This is a genomic window from Pseudomonas sp. FW305-96 (assembly GCF_058783825.1).
In genome coordinates this window covers 1-19,038 of the sequence record NZ_JBYSYW010000049.1, presented here as the reverse complement: position 1 = coordinate 19,038, position 19,038 = coordinate 1, and the positions used below count along the sequence as shown (strand labels likewise).

Below are 19,038 nucleotides of genomic sequence, written 5' to 3'. Positions count from 1 at the left end.
AACGCAATAATCCCCGCATATTCGGCAATCCTTCCTAGACTTGTAAGTCTCCATGAGAGCTGGTCCAGGAAGAGATCGTCGCCATGTCCCAGTCACCATCGCTGAGCCAACTGCAAGAGCCAAACCCTTTCCTGCGTCGCCACCTGGGGCCCGATGCCCAGGAGCAGCAGGCCATGCTCGACGCCCTCGGCGTCGCCAGCCGCAGTGAACTGATCGAGCAGACGGTGCCGCCGGGCATCCGCTTCAATCGCCCACTCGACCTGCCGCCGGCCCTCGATGAGCAGGCCGCACTGGCCAAACTCGCAGGCTACGCTGCGCAGAACCAGCTATGGACCAGCCTGATTGGCATGGGCTACCACGCCACCATCACGCCCACCGTCATCCTGCGCAACGTGCTGGAGAACCCTGGCTGGTACACCGCCTACACACCCTACCAACCAGAGATCGCCCAAGGCCGGCTGGAGGCGCTGCTGAATTTCCAGCAAATGGTCATCGACCTTGCCGGCCTGCCCCTGGCCAATGCCTCGCTGCTTGACGAGGCCACCGCCGCCGCCGAAGCCATGGCCCTGGCCAAGCGCGTGGCGCGCAGCAAGAGCAACGCCTTCTTCGCCGACGAACACTGCCACCCGCAGACCCTGTCGGTGCTCAAGACCCGTGCCGAAGGCTTTGGCTTCGAGTTGATCGTCGACACCGTGGACAACCTGGGCAAGCACAAGGTGTTCGGGGCGTTGCTGCAGTATCCGGACACCCACGGCGAGGTCCGCGACCTGCGCCCGCTGATCGACCAGTTGCACGGTCAGCAGGCCCTGGCCTGCGTCGCCGCCGACATCCTCAGCCTGGTGGTGCTGACACCGCCCGGCGAACTGGGGGCCGACGTGGTGCTCGGCTCGACCCAACGCTTTGGCGTGCCCATGGGTTATGGCGGGCCGCACGCGGCCTATTTCGCCTGCCGCGACGACTACAAGCGGGCGATGCCCGGGCGCATCATCGGCGTATCACGTGATGCCCGTGGCAACACTGCGCTGCGCATGGCCCTGCAGACACGCGAGCAACATATACGTCGCGAGAAAGCCAACTCCAACATCTGCACGGCCCAGGTGCTACTGGCCAACATCGCCGGCTTCTATGCTGTCTATCACGGGCCTGAGGGCTTGCAGCGCATCGCCCAGCGCGTGCACCGGCTGACTTTCGTCCTGGCCGCCGGGCTCGAGGCCAAGGGCATCAAGCGCCTCAACCAGCATTTCTTCGACACCCTGACGCTGGACGTCGGCGGCACCCAGGCGGCGATTATCGAAAGCGCCGAGGACGCCCGCATCAACCTGCGCATCCTTGGCCGTGGCCATCTGGGGGTGAGCCTGGACGAAACCTGCGACGAGGCCACGGTGCTCAAGCTGTTCGACATTTTCCTCGGCGTCGACCACGGCCTGGACATTGCCGCCCTCGACCAGCAGGCCCTGCCCGAAGGTATCCCTGGCGCGCTGGTGAGGCGCACGCCGATCCTGCAGCACCCGGTGTTCAACCTGCACCACAGCGAGACCGAGATGCTGCGCTACCTCAAGCAGCTGGAGAACAAGGACCTGGCACTCAACCAGTCGATGATCCCGCTGGGCTCGTGCACCATGAAGCTCAACGCCACCAGCGAGATGATCCCCATCACCTGGCCTGAGTTCGCCCAACCGCATCCGTTCGCCCCGGCAGCGCAGGTGCAAGGCTACAAGGCGATGATCGACGAGCTCGAAGCCTGGCTGTGCGCCATCACCGGCTTCGATGCCATCTGCATGCAGCCCAACTCGGGCGCCCAGGGCGAGTACGCCGGGCTGATGGCGATCACTCGTTACCACCGCAGCCGCCACCAAGCCGGGCGCACGATCTGCCTGATCCCGTCCTCGGCCCATGGCACCAACCCGGCGTCGGCGCAGATGGCCGGCATGGAGGTGGTGATCGTCGAGTGCGACGGGGATGGCAACGTCGACCTCGACGACCTCAAGGCCAAGGCGCGCCAGGCCGGCGAGCGGCTGTCGTGCCTGATGGTGACCTACCCGTCCACCCATGGGGTGTACGAAGAGGGCATCCGCGAGATCTGCGAGGTGGTGCACCAGCTTGGCGGGCAGGTTTACATGGACGGCGCCAATCTCAATGCCCAGGTAGGGCTGACGCGGCCGGCGGACATCGGTGCCGATGTCTCGCACATGAACCTGCACAAGACCTTCTGCATCCCCCATGGCGGCGGTGGCCCGGGCATGGGGCCCATCGGTATCCGTGCACATCTCAAGCCGTTCGTGGCCAGCCACCCGGTGGTGCCGGTGCCGGGGCTGGACCCGAACAACAGCGCGGTGAGCGCGGCGCCTTGGGGCAGCGCCAGCATCCTGCCGATCAGCTGGATGTGCATCGCCATGATGGGTCCGCAGCTGGCCGATGCCAGCGAGGTGGCGATCCTGTCCGCCAATTACCTGGCCAGCCAGCTGCGCGATGCCTTCCCGGTGCTCTACCGTGGGCGCAACCAGCGGGTGGCCCATGAGTGCATCTTCGACCTGCGCCCGCTCAAGGCGCTGACCGGCATTACCGAGGAGGACGTGGCCAAGCGCCTGATGGACTATGGCTTCCATGCCCCGACCATGTCGTTCCCGGTACCGGGCACGTTGATGGTCGAGCCCACCGAAAGCGAGTCGAAGGCCGAGCTGGATCGTTTCGTCGAAGCGATGCTGGCGATCCGCGCCGAGATCGCGCAGGTGCAGGACGGCAACTGGCCTGCGGAGGACAACCCGCTCAAGCATGCACCGCACACCCTGGCCGATGTGCTGGCGCCGTGGAACCGGCCCTACAGCATCGAGCAGGGCATCGCCCCCAGCGCTCACGCCCGCCAGCACAAGTACTGGCCGGCGGTGAACCGGGTCGACAACGTGTATGGAGACAGGAATCTGTTCTGCGCGTGCGTGCCGGTGGAGGCTTATCGCTGAGCTAGCGATCCACCGCCACAGCAGGAATGGGCTTACTCGGCCACAGCGTTCTTGGCCAGGATCGCGTTGGCCAGTTCCATGTCACTGGCCTGCACGCCCGGGTTGTCCGCGCGCACCTGGCGGATTGCGGCTTCCAGGAACGGCCCGCGAATGGCGCCATCACTGGCAACGAAGCTGCCGGCGTCGTCCTGGGCGGCGACGATCAGCTTGTGGTCCTTGAACGTCAGGTAGGTCGAGGCGGTCGTCGCGCCGGAGGAGATGATATTGCGCCAGAACGTGTCGGCCATGGCGGAGCCAAGGGGCAGCGAGAACAGGACGGTGGCTGCGATGGCTGTTTTGAAACGCATGATGAATCACCTCGGTGTATGAGGGCGGTTGAGATGCCGATTTGAGCGTTTCTCACTGCCCCAAGTTCCCGGCCACAAAGGGGATTTCTTGGTTATCCACAGACCCGCAGGACCTCTTCGGTACAGGTCCTGCCCTGGACGACCCGGTCACCACCGTGCCGTCGAAGGTCACGCAACCCGTCTACCTCGGCCTGTTGCCGCAAGTCGGCGAGATCGCTGGCGGGGGTGATCCGTTCGCGCAAAGCGGTGCTGACCTGGAGCAGTTCGAACAGCCCGGTACGCCCATGGAAACCCGTACCCCTGCATTGCGGGCAGGCCTGGCGATCCTGCGGGGGCAGGTCCAGACAAGCGCGACATAGCGTGCGCACCAGGCGCTGGGCCATGACCCCGATCAGAGTCGCCCGGATCAGGTAGTCGGCGACGCCAAGCTCCAACAAGCGGGTGATCGCGCCGCAGGCGTCCTGGGTATGCAGGGTCGACAACACCAGATGCCCGGTGAGGGCTGCCTGCACGGCCACCTGGGCGGTTTCCCGGTCGCGGATTTCGCCGATCATGATGATGTCCGGGTCCTGGCGCAGCAGGGCGCGGACACCGCTGGCGAAGTCCAGCTCCAGGCTGGGCTGGACCTGCAACTGGTTGATCATCGGTTCAAGACGCTCGATCGGGTCTTCGATGCTGCACAGGTTGACCTGGGGGGTGGCCAGGTGCCGGAGGCTGGCATAGAGGGTGCTGGTCTTGCCCGAGCCGGTCGGCCCCGTCACCAGCAGGATGCCCTGGCGCTGTTGCAGCAGGGCCAGCCACTGCTCCAGCAACGCGCCCTCCAGGCCCAGGGTTTCTAGGCTGTCGTGCAGTTGCTGAGGGTCGGACAGGCGCAGCACCAGCTTCTCGCCGAACGGGGTGGGCAGGGTGGACAGGCGCAGTTCCACCTCGGCGCCGTTGGGCAGGCGGGTTTTCAGGCGGCCGTCCTGTGGCCGGCGTTTTTCGGCGACGTTCATGCGGCCCAGGTGCTTCAGCCGGCTGACCATGGCCAGTGTGACGCTGGCCGGGAAGGCATACACCGCGTGCAGCAGGCCATCGATGCGCAGGCGCAGATGGCCTTGTTCACGGCGAGGCTCCAGGTGGATATCGCTGGCGCGCTGCTCGATGGCGTACTGCAGCATCCAGTCGACGATGTGCACGATATGGGCATCGTCCGCGCTGGCCTGGGCTTGCCTGGCACCCAGTTCGAGCAGTTGCTCCAGCTCGCCGAGACGGGGCAACTGGCCAAGGCCCGCGCCGCGCACGGAGTGGGCCAGGCCCAGGAAGGTCGGGCGCAGCTGGCGGAGCTGTCGCGGACTGGCCAGCACCCGGCGCACTGTCTTGCCCAGGCTGCGGCTCAGGTCTGCCTCCCATTCGTGTTGATAAGGCTGGGCGCTGGCCACCGTGACACTGTGTTCATCCACGGCCACGGCGAGGATGCCATGGCGTTGGGCGAAGGCGGCGGACATCAGCCCGGCCACGTGCACCAGGTCGACCTGCAAGGGGTCGATTATCAGGAAAGGCTGGCCTACCCGGTCTGCCAGCCAGCGGCACAGGGCGTCCAGCCCCAGCGGGTGGCCGATGGCGGCGATCAGTTCCAAGGGATGTTCAGCAGGGTGGGTCTTGCCGCGCTCGAGTGCCGCGAGAGCGGCTTCGGGGGCGATCCGCTGCTCAGCCAGCAAGGCATCCAGCAGGCGATTGAGGTCAAGATCATGGTGGTCGTTGGCGAGCATGGAAGCGTCCTTGCCGAGCTTCAGAGGCCTGGGCAAGGCTAGCCGTGCGGGACGCAAGGCGTCGGTGCAAAGGGTTTCCGGACATTGCCTGCCGGTTTCAACGGCGGGCTACCTCCGCAAGCTGTGGCAGGTTCGCCAGGCACACTTCGCTGACGCAGACCAGGTTGCGCAGTTTCTGCGCGATCACTTCGGCCCGGTGCCAGCTCAGGCCGCCGACGCCGATCGCCACGTCCAGCAGATCGTCGCACTGGCTCACGTTGACGCTGTGCGGGGTGAGGAATTGCAAGGCGAACAGGTTGAGCACGCGGCACAGGCTGTCCGGTTCGGCGTCTGCCTGCAGGCGGTAGTGCACCGTGCAGTGGACAGTGTTGGCGGCCCAGGCGTCGAGGCGGGGCAAGTTGAGGGGCCGTTCGAGTGCGTTCATGCTGGGTCTCCGCGAAAGTGGAGAAATTCTTGCACGTCACACGGGGCATTTTTTCGCTATGATTCGCCAATATCGCGCTAACGCGAATTTTTTAATTCGCAAAAATGCAAATTGGAGAATTAATAATGCTTGGCGAATTGGACGCTTATGACCGGCGCATCCTTGAACTGCTGCAAGACGACGCCTCGCTGTCCAGCGCGCAGATCGCCGAGCGTGTGGGCCTGTCGCAGTCACCTTGCTGGCGGCGCATTCAACGCTTGAGAGAGGAGGGCGTGATTCGCGGCCAGGTGACGCTGCTGGACCGCAAGAAGGTAGGGCTGAACACGCAGATCTTCGCCGAAGTGAAGCTCAACGCCCATGGCCGTTCGAACTTCGCCGAGTTCACCGAGGCGATCCGCGGTTTTCCCGAAGTGCTGGAATGTTATGTGCTGATGGGGGCGGTGGACTTCCTGCTGCGTATCGTCACCTCGGACATCGAGGCTTACGAGCGGTTCTTCTTCGAAAAACTGTCGAACGTGCCGGGTATTCAGGAAGTTAACTCGATCGTGGCGTTGTCGGAGATCAAGTCGACCACGAGCCTGCCGCTGAGGCCCTGAAGCGCCAATCGCGGGGCAAGCCCGCTCCCACGAGTGCAGGAGCGGGCGGTGCGGACTCAGGCCTTGAGCAGGTGCTTCCAGGCGCGGTTCTGCTCGATGGCGCGAGCCTGTTCGATGCGGGCCTCCAGCAGTTCGCCCTTGTCTTCCTCCAGCAGCGGCAGTTCGGCCAGCTCGTGAAGCTTGTTCAGCTCGCCGTACAGACGGTCCAGCTGTGGCAGGTCGAGTACCTGGCGGGCGTGGTGCAGCCAAGTTTGCACGGTCTCGATGCGCGGCAGCTGCTCGGCCAGGTCCTCCGGACGCTGTACATACAGCGGCAGCTTCAGGGCGCGGGCTTCTTCGCCCAGCAAGTGCTGCAGCCAGCTGGCCAGCTGCGCCTTGCCCTGGCGCTCGCCACGGCCCTTGCGCTCGACGGTCCAGGTGCGGGCGGTCAGCCAGCGTGCGGTCTCCAGGGAGAACTGGCCCCAGCGCGGGTCTTCCAGCTCTTCAGCGAACTGCTCGGGCGCGGCGCGGCGGATGTCTTCGTCATCGTTGCCGGCCAGTACCAGCGGGCGCCAGTCTTCCAGCAGCGCATCGAGGCTGGCGCGCAAGGCTCGGGTGGTCGGGCGCGGTGCCGCCTGGCCGAGGCTGGCGGTGATGGCGCGCAGTTCGGCCAGGCAGCGGACCCAGTCCTGCAGCAGGCGCCAGTGGCCATTGTGGCGATACTGCTCGGCCAGGCGCTGGCTGCTGCCCAGCAGTTGCCAGGCCAGGGCGGCGTAGGCGTCGTCCAGCGGCATCTCGGCGTGCAGCTCGGTCGCGGGCAGGCCCAGCTCGTAGCTGTCCGGATCGAGCAGGCGGTAGCCGCGCTCGGCCTTGCTGATGTCGCATGGCATCAGGGCGAGGCTGGCGGACAGCTCGGCGGCCAGTTCCAACAGCGCCTCCGGGGCACCTTCACGCAGCTCCAGTTCCAGCTCGCAGATCTCTTCCTTGCGCTTGCCGGCGATCACGAAGCCCTGGTCGATGGCCGCTTCGATCACCACCTTGGCCTTGCCGCGGCCCCAGGCGATTTCAGCGTACTCGCGGGTGAAATCGGTGGTGAACAGCGGCTTGATGGTCTTCTTGTCCAGCCCTGCCAGTTGCTCGGGCCAGCAGGTGCCATCGAGCTTCTTCAGATCGAGCTTGACCTTGTCCAGGTGCCACTCGAACTCGTTGCGCTCGGACAGGCCGGCCACGCTCTGGCCGCGGCACTTGAGGGTCTGGATGATGACCTCGCCATCGCGGCGCAGGCGCAGGGCGACACGGGCGGCGGACAGGTCGCGCTCCGGGGTGTCGAAGTACTGGTTGAGCAGTTCGCGGGTCTGCCAGCCGGACTTGTTGCGCTTTTTCAGCAGCGGGTGCTCGCGCAGGGCGGCAAGGGTCTCGCGACTGGCGCGGAGTTTGAGTTCGGTTTCTTTGTGCATCGCGGGCTCGGAAGGAGGGGCATCGTGGTGTGCAGTCTACAGGAGTCGGGTGGTGCCTGCCGGTCCGCGAAGGGGCGTATGGGGTTGTCCTGCCAGGCTACCGCGTTGTTATGATGCCTCTCACGCTTCCGAGGAGTCCGCGCATGCCGTTGCCATCGCTGAAAGACCAGTTTGCCGCCCTGATCGCCGCACCTTCGGTCAGTTGCACCCAGGCTGCGCTGGACCAGTCCAACCGAGCCGTCATCGACCTGCTGGCCGGCTGGTTGGGTGACCTGGGTTTCATTTGTGAGATTCAGCAGGTCAGCCCTGGCAAGTTCAACCTGCTGGCCAGCCGCGGCACCGGCCCGCGCGGCCTGGTGCTGGCCGGGCACAGCGACACGGTGCCCTTCGACCCGCAACTGTGGAGCAGCGACCCGCTCAAGCTCACCGAGGTCGAAGGCCGCTGGGTAGGCCTGGGCAGCTGCGACATGAAGGGCTTCTTCGCCCTGGTCATCGAGGCGGTGATTCCGCTGCTCGAGCACGATTTCAAACAGCCGCTGCTGATCCTCGCCACCTGCGACGAAGAAAGCTCCATGTCCGGCGCCCGGGCCTTGGCCGAGGCCGGCCAGCCCCTCGGGCGGGCGGCGGTGATCGGCGAGCCCACCGGGCTCAAGCCGATCCGCATGCACAAGGGCATCCTCATGGACCGCATCGACATTCTCGGGCGCAGTGGCCATTCGTCGGATCCGACCCTGGGTCGCAGCGCCCTGGAAGCCATGCATGCGGTGATGGGCGAGCTGATGACGCTGCGCCGCAGCTGGCAGGAGCAGTACCGCAACCCACAGTTCACGGTGCCTGCGCCGACCCTGAACTTTGGCTGTATCCATGGCGGCGACAATCCCAACCGCATCTGTGGCCAGTGCGCCCTGGAGTTCGACCTGCGGCCATTGCCGGGCATGGATGTTGAGCAGCTGCGCGCAGCGATCCGCGGCAAGCTGGCACCGTTGGCCGAACGCCATGAAGTGCGCATCGATTACGCGCCACTGTTCCCCGAGGTGCCACCTTTTGAACAGGCCGCCGACAGCGAGCTGGTGCGCCTGGCCGAGCGTCTGACCGGCCATCGCGCCGAAGCGGTGGCCTTTGGCACCGAAGCGCCTTATCTTCAGCAGCTCGGTTGCCAGACCATCGTGCTGGGCCCCGGTGACATCGCTTGTGCCCACCAGCCAGGGGAATACCTTGAAATGTCACGCATCGAGCCTACCGTGCGTCTATTGCGTGATCTGATCCGGCACTATTGCCTGAACCATTGATCCTTTCTGAGCAGAGGAGACCGCGCGTGACCGCAAGCCTGTTCCGACGATGACTTTCGAACGTTGTGCGCCTTTTCGTTCTCCGTTCACTTATCCACAGGCCTTGTCATGCCCGATTACGTCAACTGGTTGCGCCATGCTTCCCCCTACATCAACGCCCACCGCGACTGCACCTTCGTGGTCATGCTCCCCGGTGATGGCGTCGAGCACCCGAACTTCGGCAACATTGTCCACGACCTTGTGCTGCTGCATAGCCTGGGCGTGCGCCTGGTGCTGGTACACGGTTCACGTCCGCAGATCGAAAGCCGCCTGGCCAGCCGTGGCCTGACCCCGCACTACCACCATGGCATGCGCATCACCGACGCGGCGACACTGGACTGCGTGATCGACGCCGTCGGTGCCCTGCGCCTGGCCATCGAAGCACGCCTGTCGATGGACATGGCGGCCTCGCCGATGCAGGGCTCGCGCCTGCGCGTGGCCTCCGGCAACCTGGTCACCGCACGGCCGATCGGGGTGCTTGAAGGGGTCGACTATCACCATACCGGTGAAGTGCGCCGGGTCGATCGCAAGGGCATCAATCGCCTGCTCGATGAGCGTTCCATCGTGTTGCTGTCGCCGCTGGGCTACTCGCCGACCGGCGAGATCTTCAACCTGGCCTGCGAAGATGTGGCCACCCGCGCCGCCATCGAGCTGGGGGCCGACAAGCTGCTGCTGTTCGGGGCCGAGCCGGGCCTGCTGGATGAGCGTGGGCAATTGGTGCGCGAGCTGCGCCCGCAACAGATCGCGCCGCACCTGCAGCGACTGGGCAGCGACTACCAGGCCGAGCTGCTGGATGCCGCTGCCGAAGCCTGCAAGGGCGGTGTGGCGCGCAGTCACATCGTCAGTTACGCCGAGGACGGTGCGCTGCTGACCGAGCTGTTCACCCGCGGGGGCGGTGGCACGCTGGTTTCCCAGGAGCAGTTCGAGGTGGTACGCGAGGCGACCATCGAGGATGTCGGCGGCCTGCTGGAACTGATCAGCCCGTTGGAAGAACAGGGCATCCTGGTGCGCCGTTCGCGGGAGGTGCTGGAGCGGGAGATCGAGCAGTTCAGCGTGGTCGAGCGCGAGGGCATGATCATCGCCTGCGCGGCGCTCTATCCGATCGCCGATTCCGAGGCGGGGGAGCTGGCGTGCCTGGCGGTGAACCCGGAGTACCGGCATGGCGGGCGTGGCGATGAGCTGCTCGAGCGTATCGAGGAGCGGGCGCGCACGCTGGGGCTCAACACCTTGTTCGTGCTGACGACCCGGACCGCACACTGGTTCCGTGAGCGCGGCTTCTCGCCCAGTGGCGTGGAACGGCTGCCGGCGGCGCGGGCATCGCTGTACAACTACCAGCGTAATTCGAAGATCTTCGAGAAACCGCTCTGATGCCATCGCGGGTCAAGCCCGCTCCCACGGTGTACCCGGGCTGGCACACGTGGGAGCGGGCTTGACCCGCGATGCGATGGCAAAGAAAAACGCCGCCCCTGAGGGCGGCGTTTTCGTTTACACGGTGTGCAGGTACCAGTTGTACTCGAGGTCGGAGATCGAGTGCTCGAACTCCTCCAACTCGCTTTCCTTGCACGCGACGAAGATGTCGATGTACTTCGGATCGATGTACTTGTTGAGGATCTCGCTGTCGTCCAGCTCGCGCAGGGCATCGCGCAGGTTGTTCGGCAGGCTCTGTTCCAGCTGCTCGTACGAGTTGCCTTCGATCGGCTCGCCCGGTTCGACCTTGTTGGTCAGGCCGTGGTGCACGCCGGCCAGTACCGCAGCCATCATCAGGTACGGGTTGGCGTCGGCGCCGGCCACGCGATGTTCGATGCGCACGGCATCCGGCGAGCCGGTCGGCACGCGCAGCGCCACGGTACGGTTGTCCAGGCCCCAGCTCGGTGCGTTCGGCACGTAGAACTGCGCGCCGAAACGGCGGTACGAGTTGACGTTCGGGCAGAGGAACGCCATCGAGGCGGGCAGGGTCTCGAGCACACCGCCGACAGCGTGACGTAGCGCGGCGTTCTGCTCGGGATCCTCGCTGGTGAAGATGTTGTTGCCATCTTTGTCCAGCACGGAGATGTGTACATGCAGGCCGTTGCCTGCCTGGCCCGGGTAGGGCTTGGCCATGAAGGTGGTGTCCATTTCATGGTCGTAGGCGATGTTCTTGATCAGGCGCTTGAGCAGCACCGCATAGTCACAGGCCTTGAGCGGGTCGGCGACGTGGTGCAGGTTGACTTCGAACTGCGCCGGGGCGCTTTCCTTGACGATGGCGTCGGCAGGAATGCCTTGCTCCTTCGCGCCTTCGAGGATGTCCTGCAGGCAGTCGGCGTATTCGTCGAGGTCGTCGATCAGGTACACCTGGGTCGACTGCGGGCGCTTGCCCGAAATCGGCGAGCGTGGCGGCTGCGGGCGGCCGTTCACGTTCTCCTGGTCGATCAGGTAGAACTCCAGCTCGAACGCGGCGCAGATGGTCAGGCCCAGGTCGGTGAACTTGCTCACCACCTGGCGCAGCACTTCACGCGGGTCGGCAAAGAACGGCTCGCCTTCGATCTCGTGCATGGTCATCAGCAGCTGCGCGGTCGGGCGCTTCTGCCAAGGCTCGTTGCAGAGAGTGTCGGGGATTGGGTAGCAGATCCGGTCGGCATCGCCGATGTCCAGGCCCAGGCCTGTGCTTTCGACGGTCGACCCGTTGATATCCAGGGCGAAGAGGGAGGCCGGCAGGTTGATGCCTTTCTCGTAAACCTTGTGGAGGCTGGTGCGCTCTATGCGCTTGCCGCGCACCACACCATTCATATCTGCAATCAGAAGGTCAACGTAGAGAACCTCAGGATGTTCCTTAAGGAACGCGTTCGCTTCGTTAAGCTGAACGGCACGCGGGGGTACCGACATGATGCAACACCTTTGTTGTTAAAAATATCAATCAAGGGGGGCTTGCAACCCCAGTCAATCGGAAAGACCAGGTTAAGTCAAGCCAGCACCCTGATGCCCTTAAATGGCACATCTACGGCAGATTTGCTGCATCTCGGGGCGTGCCATTATCCGCTATTTTCGTCTTGAAGGGTTATCCCGAGCGGGGCGTGTTTTATTTTTTACGGGGGAGTTGTGTAAAAAAATGAACGAGGCTAAGCTCGGCATCAACCCAGAACACAATAATACGAGGGTCACATGGTCCGCCTGTCGAGACCTGTCAGCGCCGCATGCACGGTGCGTTCAGGTACATCTCCCGGTTGCCGTCCGGTCATTGCACGCCTGCTTCGAAGGGGCGCCGCGCTGGCCGCAATAATTGACGGTTCGCTTGAAAAAGCCATGCCTCGTCACGCTTTAGCGCAACACCTCCTTTCCTTCTGCCCTTCGCTTTCTGTCCGGACGCGCGCCCATGGCGTGTATCCATTGTCGTCCTGCGCGAGGGTTTTTGCTTTAGCCATGCACAGCATCCAGAATCAAGGCGCGGGCCTGTCCAGGCCCCTCGGCGCGCTGCGCGCCGACTTTGTCCGACGCCTGGCGTCAGTGGCCGCCGGTTGCCGCCAACCGCGCCACATTACCTCCTGAGGTATTTATGAGTAACAACCTCGACCAGCTCACCGATTGGTTGAAAGAGCACAAGATCACCGAAGTGGAGTGCCTGATCAGTGACCTGACCGGCATCACCCGCGGCAAGATCTCGCCGACCAACAAATTCATCGCCGAAAAGGGCATGCGCCTGCCCGAGAGCGTGCTGCTGCAGACCGTGACCGGCGATTACGTCGACGATGACATCTATTACGAACTGCTCGACCCGGCCGACATCGACATGATCTGCCGCCCCGACGAGAACGCGGTGTTTCTCGTGCCATGGGCCATCGAGCCGACCGCCCAGGTGATCCACGACACCTACGACAAGAAGGGCAACCCGGTCGAACTGTCGCCGCGCAATGTGCTGAAGAAGGTCCTGAAACTCTACGCCGACAAGGGCTGGCAGCCGATCGTCGCGCCCGAGATGGAGTTCTACCTGACCAAGCGTAGCGAAGATCCCGACTTTCCGCTGCAGCCGCCAGTGGGTCGCTCCGGTCGCCCGGAAACGGGGCGGCAGTCGTTCTCCATCGAGGCGGCCAACGAGTTCGACCCGCTGTTCGAGGACGTCTACGACTGGTGTGAGCTGCAGCAGCTGGACCTCGACACGCTGATCCATGAGGACGGCACGGCGCAGATGGAAATCAACTTCCGTCACGGCGACGCGCTGCACCTGGCCGACCAGATCCTGGTGTTCAAGCGCACCATGCGCGAGGCGGCGCTCAAGCACAACGTGGCCGCCACCTTCATGGCCAAGCCGATGACCGGCGAGCCGGGCAGTGCCATGCACCTGCACCAGAGCGTGGTCGATGCCGTCACCGGCAAGAACATCTTCTCCAATGCCGACGGCAGCATGAGCGAGTTGTTCCTCAACCATATCGGCGGCCTGCAGAAGTTCATCCCCGAGGCCCTGCCGCTGTTCGCCCCCAACGTCAACTCGTTCCGCCGCTTCCTGCCCGACACTTCGGCGCCGGTGAACGTCGAGTGGGGCGAGGAGAACCGCACCGTCGGCTTGCGCGTACCAGATGCCGGGCCGCAGAACCGCCGGGTCGAGAACCGCCTGCCGGGCGCCGACGCCAACCCGTACCTGGCCATTGCCGCCAGCCTGCTGTGTGGCTATATCGGCATGGTCGAAGGCATCGAGGCCAGCGCGCCAGTCCAGGGGCGTGGCTACGAGCGCCGAAACCTGCGCCTGCCGCTGACCATCGAGGACGCCCTCGAGCGCATGGAAATCAGCCGCGCGCTGGAGCAGTACCTGGGCAAGAAATTCATCACCGGCTACGTCGCCACCAAGCGCGCCGAGCACGAGAACTTCAAGCGCGTCATCAGCTCCTGGGAGCGAGAGTTCCTGCTGTTTGCCGTGTGATCAACCCTGAGGCCGCCAGGGCGCGGCCACCGGACCATGGAGAAGCACATGAGCGTCAACAACCCGCAAACCCGTGAATGGCAAACCCTGAGCGGCGAGCACCACCTTGCACCTTTCAGCGACTACAAACAGCTGAAGGAAAAGGGGCCGCGCATCATCACCAAGGCGCAGGGCGTGCATTTGTGGGACAGCGAGGGGCACAAGATCCTCGACGGCATGGCCGGCCTGTGGTGCGTGGCGGTCGGCTATGGCCGTGAAGAGCTGGTGCGGGCGGCAGAGCAGCAGATGCGCGAGCTGCCGTACTACAACCTGTTCTTCCAGACTGCCCATCCGCCGGCGCTGGAGCTGGCCAAGGCGATCACCGACGTGGCGCCCGCCGGCATGACCCATGTGTTCTTCACCGGCTCCGGTTCCGAGGGCAACGACACCGTGCTGCGCATGGTTCGCCACTACTGGGCGCTGAAGGGCAAGCCGCACAAGCAGACCATCATCGGCCGCATCAACGGCTACCACGGCTCCACCTTTGCGGGTGCCTGCCTGGGCGGCATGAGCGGCATGCACGAGCAGGGCGGTCTGCCGATCCCGGGCATCGTGCATATCCCGCAGCCGTACTGGTTCGGTGAGGGGGGCGACATGACCCCGGATGAGTTCGGGGTATGGGCCGCCGAGCAGTTGGAGAAGAAGATTCTCGAAGTCGGCGAGGACAATGTTGCCGCCTTCATCGCCGAGCCGATCCAGGGCGCCGGCGGGGTGATCATCCCGCCAGACACCTACTGGCCGAAGATCAAGGAAATCCTCGCCAAGTACGACATCCTCTTTGTCGCCGACGAAGTGATCTGCGGTTTCGGCCGCACCGGCGAGTGGTTCGGCTCCGACTACTATGGCCTCGAACCCGACCTGATGACCATCGCCAAGGGCCTGACCTCCGGTTACATCCCCATGGGCGGTGTGATCGTGCGTGACAAAGTGGCCAAGGTGATCAGCGAAGGTGGTGACTTCAACCACGGCTTCACCTACTCCGGCCACCCTGTGGCGGCAGCGGTGGGCCTGGAAAACCTGCGCATCCTGCGTGACGAGGAGATTGTCGCGAAGGCCCGCGATGAAGTGGCACCCTACTTGCAAAAACGACTGCGTGAGCTGCAGGACCACCCACTGGTGGGCGAGGTGCGCGGCCTGGGCCTGCTCGGCGCGATCGAGCTGGTCAAGGACAAGGCCACCCGCAGCCGTTACGAGGGCAAGGGCGTGGGCATGGTCTGCCGCAACTTCTGCTTCGACAACGGCCTGATCATGCGTGCCGTCGGCGACACCATGATCATCGCGCCGCCGCTGGTGATCAGCCACGCAGAGGTGGACGAGCTGGTGGAAAAGGCGCGCAAGTGCCTGGATTTGACGTACGAAGCGATTAAATGACGGTCTGCTAGGCTGGCGAGGTGACATTAAGTCCGTTACAGGCGCTGCTTTTGTTGAAACAGCGCCTTGTAACTTGCCAGACTAACGGCTGTTTCAGTCGCCCAGCGCGTGACCCGTGGGACCTGGCTGCTGAACAGATGGCTTGATAATAAATTCTGGAGCATTACGCATGAAGAAATTGGGCAAGACGCTGCTGGCCGCCGCCCTTATGGGTGCCATGGCCACCGCTGTTCAGGCTGACGACAAGGTGCTGCACGTCTACAACTGGTCGGACTATATCGCACCAGAAACCGTGGCCAAGTTCGAGAAGCAGACCGGCATCAAGGTGGTCTACGACGTCTTTGACAGCAACGAGACCCTCGAAGCCAAGCTGCTGGCGGGCAAGTCGGGTTATGACATCGTCGTGCCGTCCAACAACTTCCTGGCCAAGCAGATCAAAGCCGGTGTTTATCAGGAACTGGACAAGAGCAAACTGCCGAACTGGAAGAACCTTGACGAAGACTTGCTCAAGGCCGTCGGCGACGCTAGCGACCCAGGCAACAAGCACGCCTTCCCGTACATGTGGGGCTCCATCGGTATTGGCTACAACCCGGAGAAGGTCAAGGCTGCGTTGGGTGTGGACAAGATCGACTCCTGGGACGTCGTGTTCAAGCCAGAGAACATCGCCAAGCTCAAAAGCTGCGGTGTGAGCTTCCTGGATGCACCGACCGAAATGATCCCGGCCGCCCTGCACTATCTGGGCAAACCGACCGCCAGCAAAGACAAGGCTGATCTGAAAGCTGCTGAAGATCTGTTCCTGAAGATCCGTCCTTCGATTACCTACTTCCACTCGTCCAAGTACATTTCCGACCTGGCCAACGGCAACATCTGCGTAGCCGTCGGCTATTCGGGCGATCTGGAACAATCCAAGGCCCGTGCTCATGAGGCCGGCGACAAGGTCAAGCTGGCCTACACCATTCCGAAGGAAGGTGCCGGTACCTTCTATGACATGGTTGCGATTCCGAAAGATGCCGAGAACGTTGACGCCGCCTACAAGTGGATGAACTTCCTGCTGCAGCCGGAAGTTATGGCTGAGATTACTAACGCCGTGCGCTTCCCCAACGGCAACAAGGCGGCCACTCCACTGGTGGACAAGGACATCACCAGCGACCCGGCCATTTATCCGTCGGCTGAAGTGAAGAAGCAGCTGTATGCGATCTCTGACCAGGATGCAGGCACCCTGCGCCTGATCACCCGCAGCTGGACCAAGATCAAGTCGGGCAAGTAAGCCCGATGCAAGGCCCTCTGGGCCGGGGTTTCCCGGCCTGGAGGCAGCTAAAGGCAAATAAGTTTGCGGCATCCACGCCGTGAAGGTAAGTTGCGCGCCGGTTTTGCGTGTGCGGCCGAGGTTTACTGCCCGCAAAGGCACTGATTGTGAGGACCACCCACTTGTCTATTTCTGTTTTTCGCCAGGCCTTGATGGCCGGAGCGGGCCTGACGCTGGCTTGCAGCGTCCAAGCGGCGCCCACGGTGCACATCTACAACTGGTCCGACTATGTCGGCCCCACCACGCTCGCCGATTTCCAGAAGGAAACCGGGATCGAGCCCAAATACGACGTCTTCGACAGTAACGAGACGCTGGAAGGCAAGCTGCTGGCCGGTCGCACCGGCTATGACGTGGTCGTGCCGTCAAACCATTTCCTCGGCAAGCAGATCAAGGCGGGCGCGTTCCAGAAACTCGACCGCGACCTGCTGCCCAACTATGCGAACCTCGACCCGGTGCTGATGAAGCGCCTGGAGAAGAACGACCCGGGCAACCAGTACGCCGTCCCCTACCTGTGGGGCACCAATGGCATCGGCTACAACGTCGAGAAGGTCAAGGCGGCGCTGGGCACCGACAAGATCGATTCCTGGGCGGTGCTGTTCGAGCCTGAGAACATGAAGAAACTCAGCAAGTGCGGCGTGGCCTTCCTCGACTCCGCCGACGAGATGCTGCCGGCGGTGCTCAACTACATGGGCCGCGACCCCAACAGCAGCAACCCCAAGGACTACGCCGATGCAGAGAAGAAACTGCTGGCCGTGCGTCCCTACGTGACTTACTTCCATTCTTCGAAATACATCACCGATCTCGCCAACGGCGATATCTGCGTGGCCGCCGGTTTCTCCGGCGACGTGTTCCAGGCCAAGGCCCGCGCTGAAGAGGCGAAGAAGGGCGTGAAGCTGGCCTACGCCATCCCCAAGGAAGGCGGCAACCTCTGGTTCGATGTGCTGGCGATTCCCAAGGACGCCAGCAACGTCAAGGAGGCCCATGCCTTCATCAACTATTTGCTGAAACCTGAGGTTATCGCCCAGGTCAGTGATTACGTCGGTTACGCCAACCCGAACCCCAAGGCTGGCGACCTGATGGACCAGGCCGTGAGGACTGACGCCGCGGTTTACCCACCGCAGGAAGTGCTGGACAAGATGTTCGTCAACGCCGAGTTGCCACCCAAGGTGCAACGTTTGATGACCCGCAGCTGGACCAAGGTCAAGTCGGGCAAGTAACAATCCAGGCCCGCCAGCGCAGCGGCGGGCACACAAATCTTGTTGGGAGTTTCACTCATGGCAGTTGCCTCCGGTGCCTATAAGAAAGCCCTCGAGGGTGGCCAGCAACCCAAGCAGGTGCTGGTCAAGATCGACCGGGTCACGAAAAAGTTCGACGAAACGGTAGCCGTGGACGATGTGTCCCTGGAAATCCGCAAGGGCGAGATCTTCGCCCTGCTGGGCGGCTCCGGTTCCGGCAAGTCCACCTTGCTGCGCATGCTGGCTGGCTTCGAGCGTCCGACCGAAGGGCGGATCTTCCTCGATGGCGTCGACATCACCGACATGCCGCCCTACGAGCGGCCGATCAACATGATGTTCCAGTCCTACGCGCTGTTCCCGCACATGACCGTGGCGCAGAACATCGCCTTCGGCCTGCAGCAGGACAAGATGCCCAAGGCCGAGATCGACGCCCGCGTGGCCGAGATGCTCAAGCTGGTGCACATGACCCAGTACGCCAAGCGCAAGCCGCACCAGCTCTCCGGTGGCCAGCGCCAGCGCGTCGCTTTGGCACGCTCGCTGGCCAAGCGCCCCAAGTTGCTGCTGCTCGATGAGCCGATGGGCGCGCTGGACAAGAAACTGCGCTCGCAGATGCAACTGGAACTGGTGGAGATCATCGAGCGCGTGGGCGTGACCTGCGTGATGGTGACCCACGACCAGGAAGAGGCCATGACCATGGCCCAGCGCATCGCCATCATGCACCTGGGCTGGATCGCCCAGATCGGCAGCCCGATCGATATCTATGAAACCCCGACCAGCCGCCTGGTTTGCGAGTTCATCGGCAACGTCAACCTGTTTGAAGGCGAAGTGGTCGACGATGCCGAAGGCCATGCGGTCATCGCCAGCCCGGAGCTGGAGCGCAAGATCTACGTCGGCCACGGTGTCACCACTTCGGTCGAGGACAAGCACATCACCTACGCCCTGCGGCCGGAAAAGCTGCTGGTCACCACCGAGCAGCCTGCCTGCGAGCACAACTGGTCGCGCGGCAAGGTCCACGACATCGCCTACCTCGGCGGCCACTCGGTGTTCTACGTCGAGCTGCCCAGCGGCAAGATCGTCCAGTCGTTCGTCGCCAACGCCGAGCGCCAGGGCACCCGCCCGACCTGGGACGACGAAGTCTACGTGTGGTGGGAAGACGACAGCGGCGTGGTACTGCGGTCATGAAAATCCGCAAGCTCAAGCGAGCATTCCAGCGCCTTGTCCCGGAGGGGCGGCACCTGGTGATCGGCGTGCCGTTCATCTGGCTGTTCCTGTTCTTCATGCTGCCGTTCTTCATCGTCCTGAAGATCAGCTTTGCCGAAGCCGATGTGGCCATCCCGCCGTACACCGAGATCTACACCTA

The 19,038-nt window shown here is 63.6% G+C and carries 14 protein-coding genes and 1 pseudogene; 10 read left to right on the top strand and 5 right to left on the bottom strand.

The genetic code is table 11. The features are described from left to right. Positions 1-83 precede the first annotated feature (83 nt). Positions 84-2,957, top strand: a complete 2,874-nt coding sequence (gcvP, locus tag AC3WL2_RS24705; RefSeq protein WP_102685072.1) for an aminomethyl-transferring glycine dehydrogenase — start codon at positions 84-86, stop codon at positions 2,955-2,957. Positions 2,958-2,989: 32 nt separating this feature from the next. On the opposite strand, the gene AC3WL2_RS24700 is transcribed toward gcvP, so the two are convergent. The 3 genes from AC3WL2_RS24700 to AC3WL2_RS24690 all read right to left on the bottom strand — a co-directional run bounded on the left by AC3WL2_RS24700 (position 2,990) and on the right by AC3WL2_RS24690 (position 5,479). Next, positions 2,990-3,304 carry a DUF2388 domain-containing protein gene (locus AC3WL2_RS24700; protein ID WP_102685073.1) on the bottom strand — a complete coding sequence of 105 codons (315 nt, stop codon included), beginning with the start codon at positions 3,302-3,304 and terminating at the stop codon, positions 2,990-2,992. 92 nt (positions 3,305-3,396) lie between these two features. Then, positions 3,397-5,055, bottom strand: coding sequence for a GspE/PulE family protein (locus AC3WL2_RS24695; protein ID WP_102685074.1), 1,659 nt, complete (start codon positions 5,053-5,055; stop codon positions 3,397-3,399). Between the two features lie 97 nt (positions 5,056-5,152). Further along, positions 5,153-5,479 carry an ACT-like domain-containing protein gene (locus AC3WL2_RS24690; protein ID WP_094010951.1) on the bottom strand — a complete coding sequence of 109 codons (327 nt, stop codon included), beginning with the start codon at positions 5,477-5,479 and terminating at the stop codon, positions 5,153-5,155. 125 nt (positions 5,480-5,604) lie between these two features. Here AC3WL2_RS24690 and AC3WL2_RS24685 point away from each other — a divergent pair, with 125 nt between their 5' ends. Next, the gene (locus AC3WL2_RS24685) at positions 5,605-6,075 is read left to right on the top strand and encodes an Lrp/AsnC family transcriptional regulator (protein ID WP_023631494.1); all 471 of its coding nucleotides are present in this window, start codon (positions 5,605-5,607) and stop codon (positions 6,073-6,075) included. 56 nt (positions 6,076-6,131) lie between these two features. On the opposite strand, the gene AC3WL2_RS24680 is transcribed toward AC3WL2_RS24685, so the two are convergent. Continuing rightward, positions 6,132-7,511: a CYTH domain-containing protein gene (locus tag AC3WL2_RS24680; protein WP_102685075.1), complete on the bottom strand. Its 1,380-nt coding sequence runs from the start codon at positions 7,509-7,511 to the stop codon at positions 6,132-6,134. A 143-nt stretch (positions 7,512-7,654) separates the two neighbouring features. Between AC3WL2_RS24680 and argE the strand changes: the two genes are divergently transcribed. Together argE and argA are read left to right on the top strand one after the other, a co-directional pair. After that, positions 7,655-8,800: an acetylornithine deacetylase gene (gene argE, locus AC3WL2_RS24675; RefSeq protein WP_102685076.1), complete on the top strand. Its 1,146-nt coding sequence runs from the start codon at positions 7,655-7,657 to the stop codon at positions 8,798-8,800. A 108-nt stretch (positions 8,801-8,908) separates the two neighbouring features. Further along, entirely contained in the window at positions 8,909-10,207 is a 1,299-nt protein-coding gene (argA, locus tag AC3WL2_RS24670; RefSeq protein WP_102685077.1) for an amino-acid N-acetyltransferase, read from the top strand. Between the two features lie 117 nt (positions 10,208-10,324). Here argA and AC3WL2_RS24665 read toward each other — a convergent pair whose 3' ends face one another. Next, positions 10,325-11,701, bottom strand: a complete 1,377-nt coding sequence (locus tag AC3WL2_RS24665; protein ID WP_038707015.1) for a glutamine synthetase family protein — start codon at positions 11,699-11,701, stop codon at positions 10,325-10,327. 667 nt (positions 11,702-12,368) lie between these two features. Between AC3WL2_RS24665 and AC3WL2_RS24660 the strand changes: the two genes are divergently transcribed. The 6 genes and pseudogenes from AC3WL2_RS24660 to AC3WL2_RS24635 form a co-directional block, all read left to right on the top strand. Next, positions 12,369-13,727, top strand: a complete 1,359-nt coding sequence (locus AC3WL2_RS24660; protein ID WP_038707014.1) for a glutamine synthetase family protein — start codon at positions 12,369-12,371, stop codon at positions 13,725-13,727. A gap of 48 nt (positions 13,728-13,775) precedes the next feature. Continuing rightward, positions 13,776-15,137, top strand: coding sequence for an aspartate aminotransferase family protein (locus tag AC3WL2_RS24655; protein WP_102685079.1), 1,362 nt, complete (start codon positions 13,776-13,778; stop codon positions 15,135-15,137). 169 nt (positions 15,138-15,306) lie between these two features. Continuing rightward, the gene (locus AC3WL2_RS24650) at positions 15,307-16,404 is read left to right on the top strand and encodes a polyamine ABC transporter substrate-binding protein (RefSeq protein ID WP_102685080.1); all 1,098 of its coding nucleotides are present in this window, start codon (positions 15,307-15,309) and stop codon (positions 16,402-16,404) included. 161 nt (positions 16,405-16,565) lie between these two features. Then, positions 16,566-17,660, top strand: a complete 1,095-nt coding sequence (locus AC3WL2_RS24645; RefSeq protein ID WP_102685081.1) for a polyamine ABC transporter substrate-binding protein — start codon at positions 16,566-16,568, stop codon at positions 17,658-17,660. Between the two features lie 57 nt (positions 17,661-17,717). Then, the gene (potA, locus tag AC3WL2_RS24640; RefSeq protein WP_102685082.1) at positions 17,718-18,860 is read left to right on the top strand and encodes a polyamine ABC transporter ATP-binding protein; all 1,143 of its coding nucleotides are present in this window, start codon (positions 17,718-17,720) and stop codon (positions 18,858-18,860) included. Next, positions 18,857-19,038: pseudogene (locus AC3WL2_RS24635) on the top strand (putrescine ABC transporter permease PotH); the annotation flags it as partial. The gene potA and the pseudogene AC3WL2_RS24635, both read left to right, overlap by 4 nt.

Bases quoted from the DNA above. Each gene is read 5' to 3' on its own strand.
- gcvP (WP_102685072.1), top strand. From the start codon at position 84: ATGTCCCAGTCACCATCGCTGAGCCAACTGCAAGAGCCAAACCCTTTC.
- AC3WL2_RS24700 (WP_102685073.1), bottom strand. From the start codon at position 3,304: ATGCGTTTCAAAACAGCCATCGCAGCCACCGTCCTGTTCTCGCTGCCC.
- AC3WL2_RS24695 (WP_102685074.1), bottom strand. From the start codon at position 5,055: ATGCTCGCCAACGACCACCATGATCTTGACCTCAATCGCCTGCTGGAT.
- AC3WL2_RS24690 (WP_094010951.1), bottom strand. From the start codon at position 5,479: ATGAACGCACTCGAACGGCCCCTCAACTTGCCCCGCCTCGACGCCTGG.
- AC3WL2_RS24685 (WP_023631494.1), top strand. From the start codon at position 5,605: ATGCTTGGCGAATTGGACGCTTATGACCGGCGCATCCTTGAACTGCTG.
- AC3WL2_RS24680 (WP_102685075.1), bottom strand. From the start codon at position 7,511: ATGCACAAAGAAACCGAACTCAAACTCCGCGCCAGTCGCGAGACCCTT.
- argE (WP_102685076.1), top strand. From the start codon at position 7,655: ATGCCGTTGCCATCGCTGAAAGACCAGTTTGCCGCCCTGATCGCCGCA.
- argA (WP_102685077.1), top strand. From the start codon at position 8,909: ATGCCCGATTACGTCAACTGGTTGCGCCATGCTTCCCCCTACATCAAC.
- AC3WL2_RS24665 (WP_038707015.1), bottom strand. From the start codon at position 11,701: ATGTCGGTACCCCCGCGTGCCGTTCAGCTTAACGAAGCGAACGCGTTC.
- AC3WL2_RS24660 (WP_038707014.1), top strand. From the start codon at position 12,369: ATGAGTAACAACCTCGACCAGCTCACCGATTGGTTGAAAGAGCACAAG.
- AC3WL2_RS24655 (WP_102685079.1), top strand. From the start codon at position 13,776: ATGAGCGTCAACAACCCGCAAACCCGTGAATGGCAAACCCTGAGCGGC.
- AC3WL2_RS24650 (WP_102685080.1), top strand. From the start codon at position 15,307: ATGAAGAAATTGGGCAAGACGCTGCTGGCCGCCGCCCTTATGGGTGCC.
- potA (WP_102685082.1), top strand. From the start codon at position 17,718: ATGGCAGTTGCCTCCGGTGCCTATAAGAAAGCCCTCGAGGGTGGCCAG.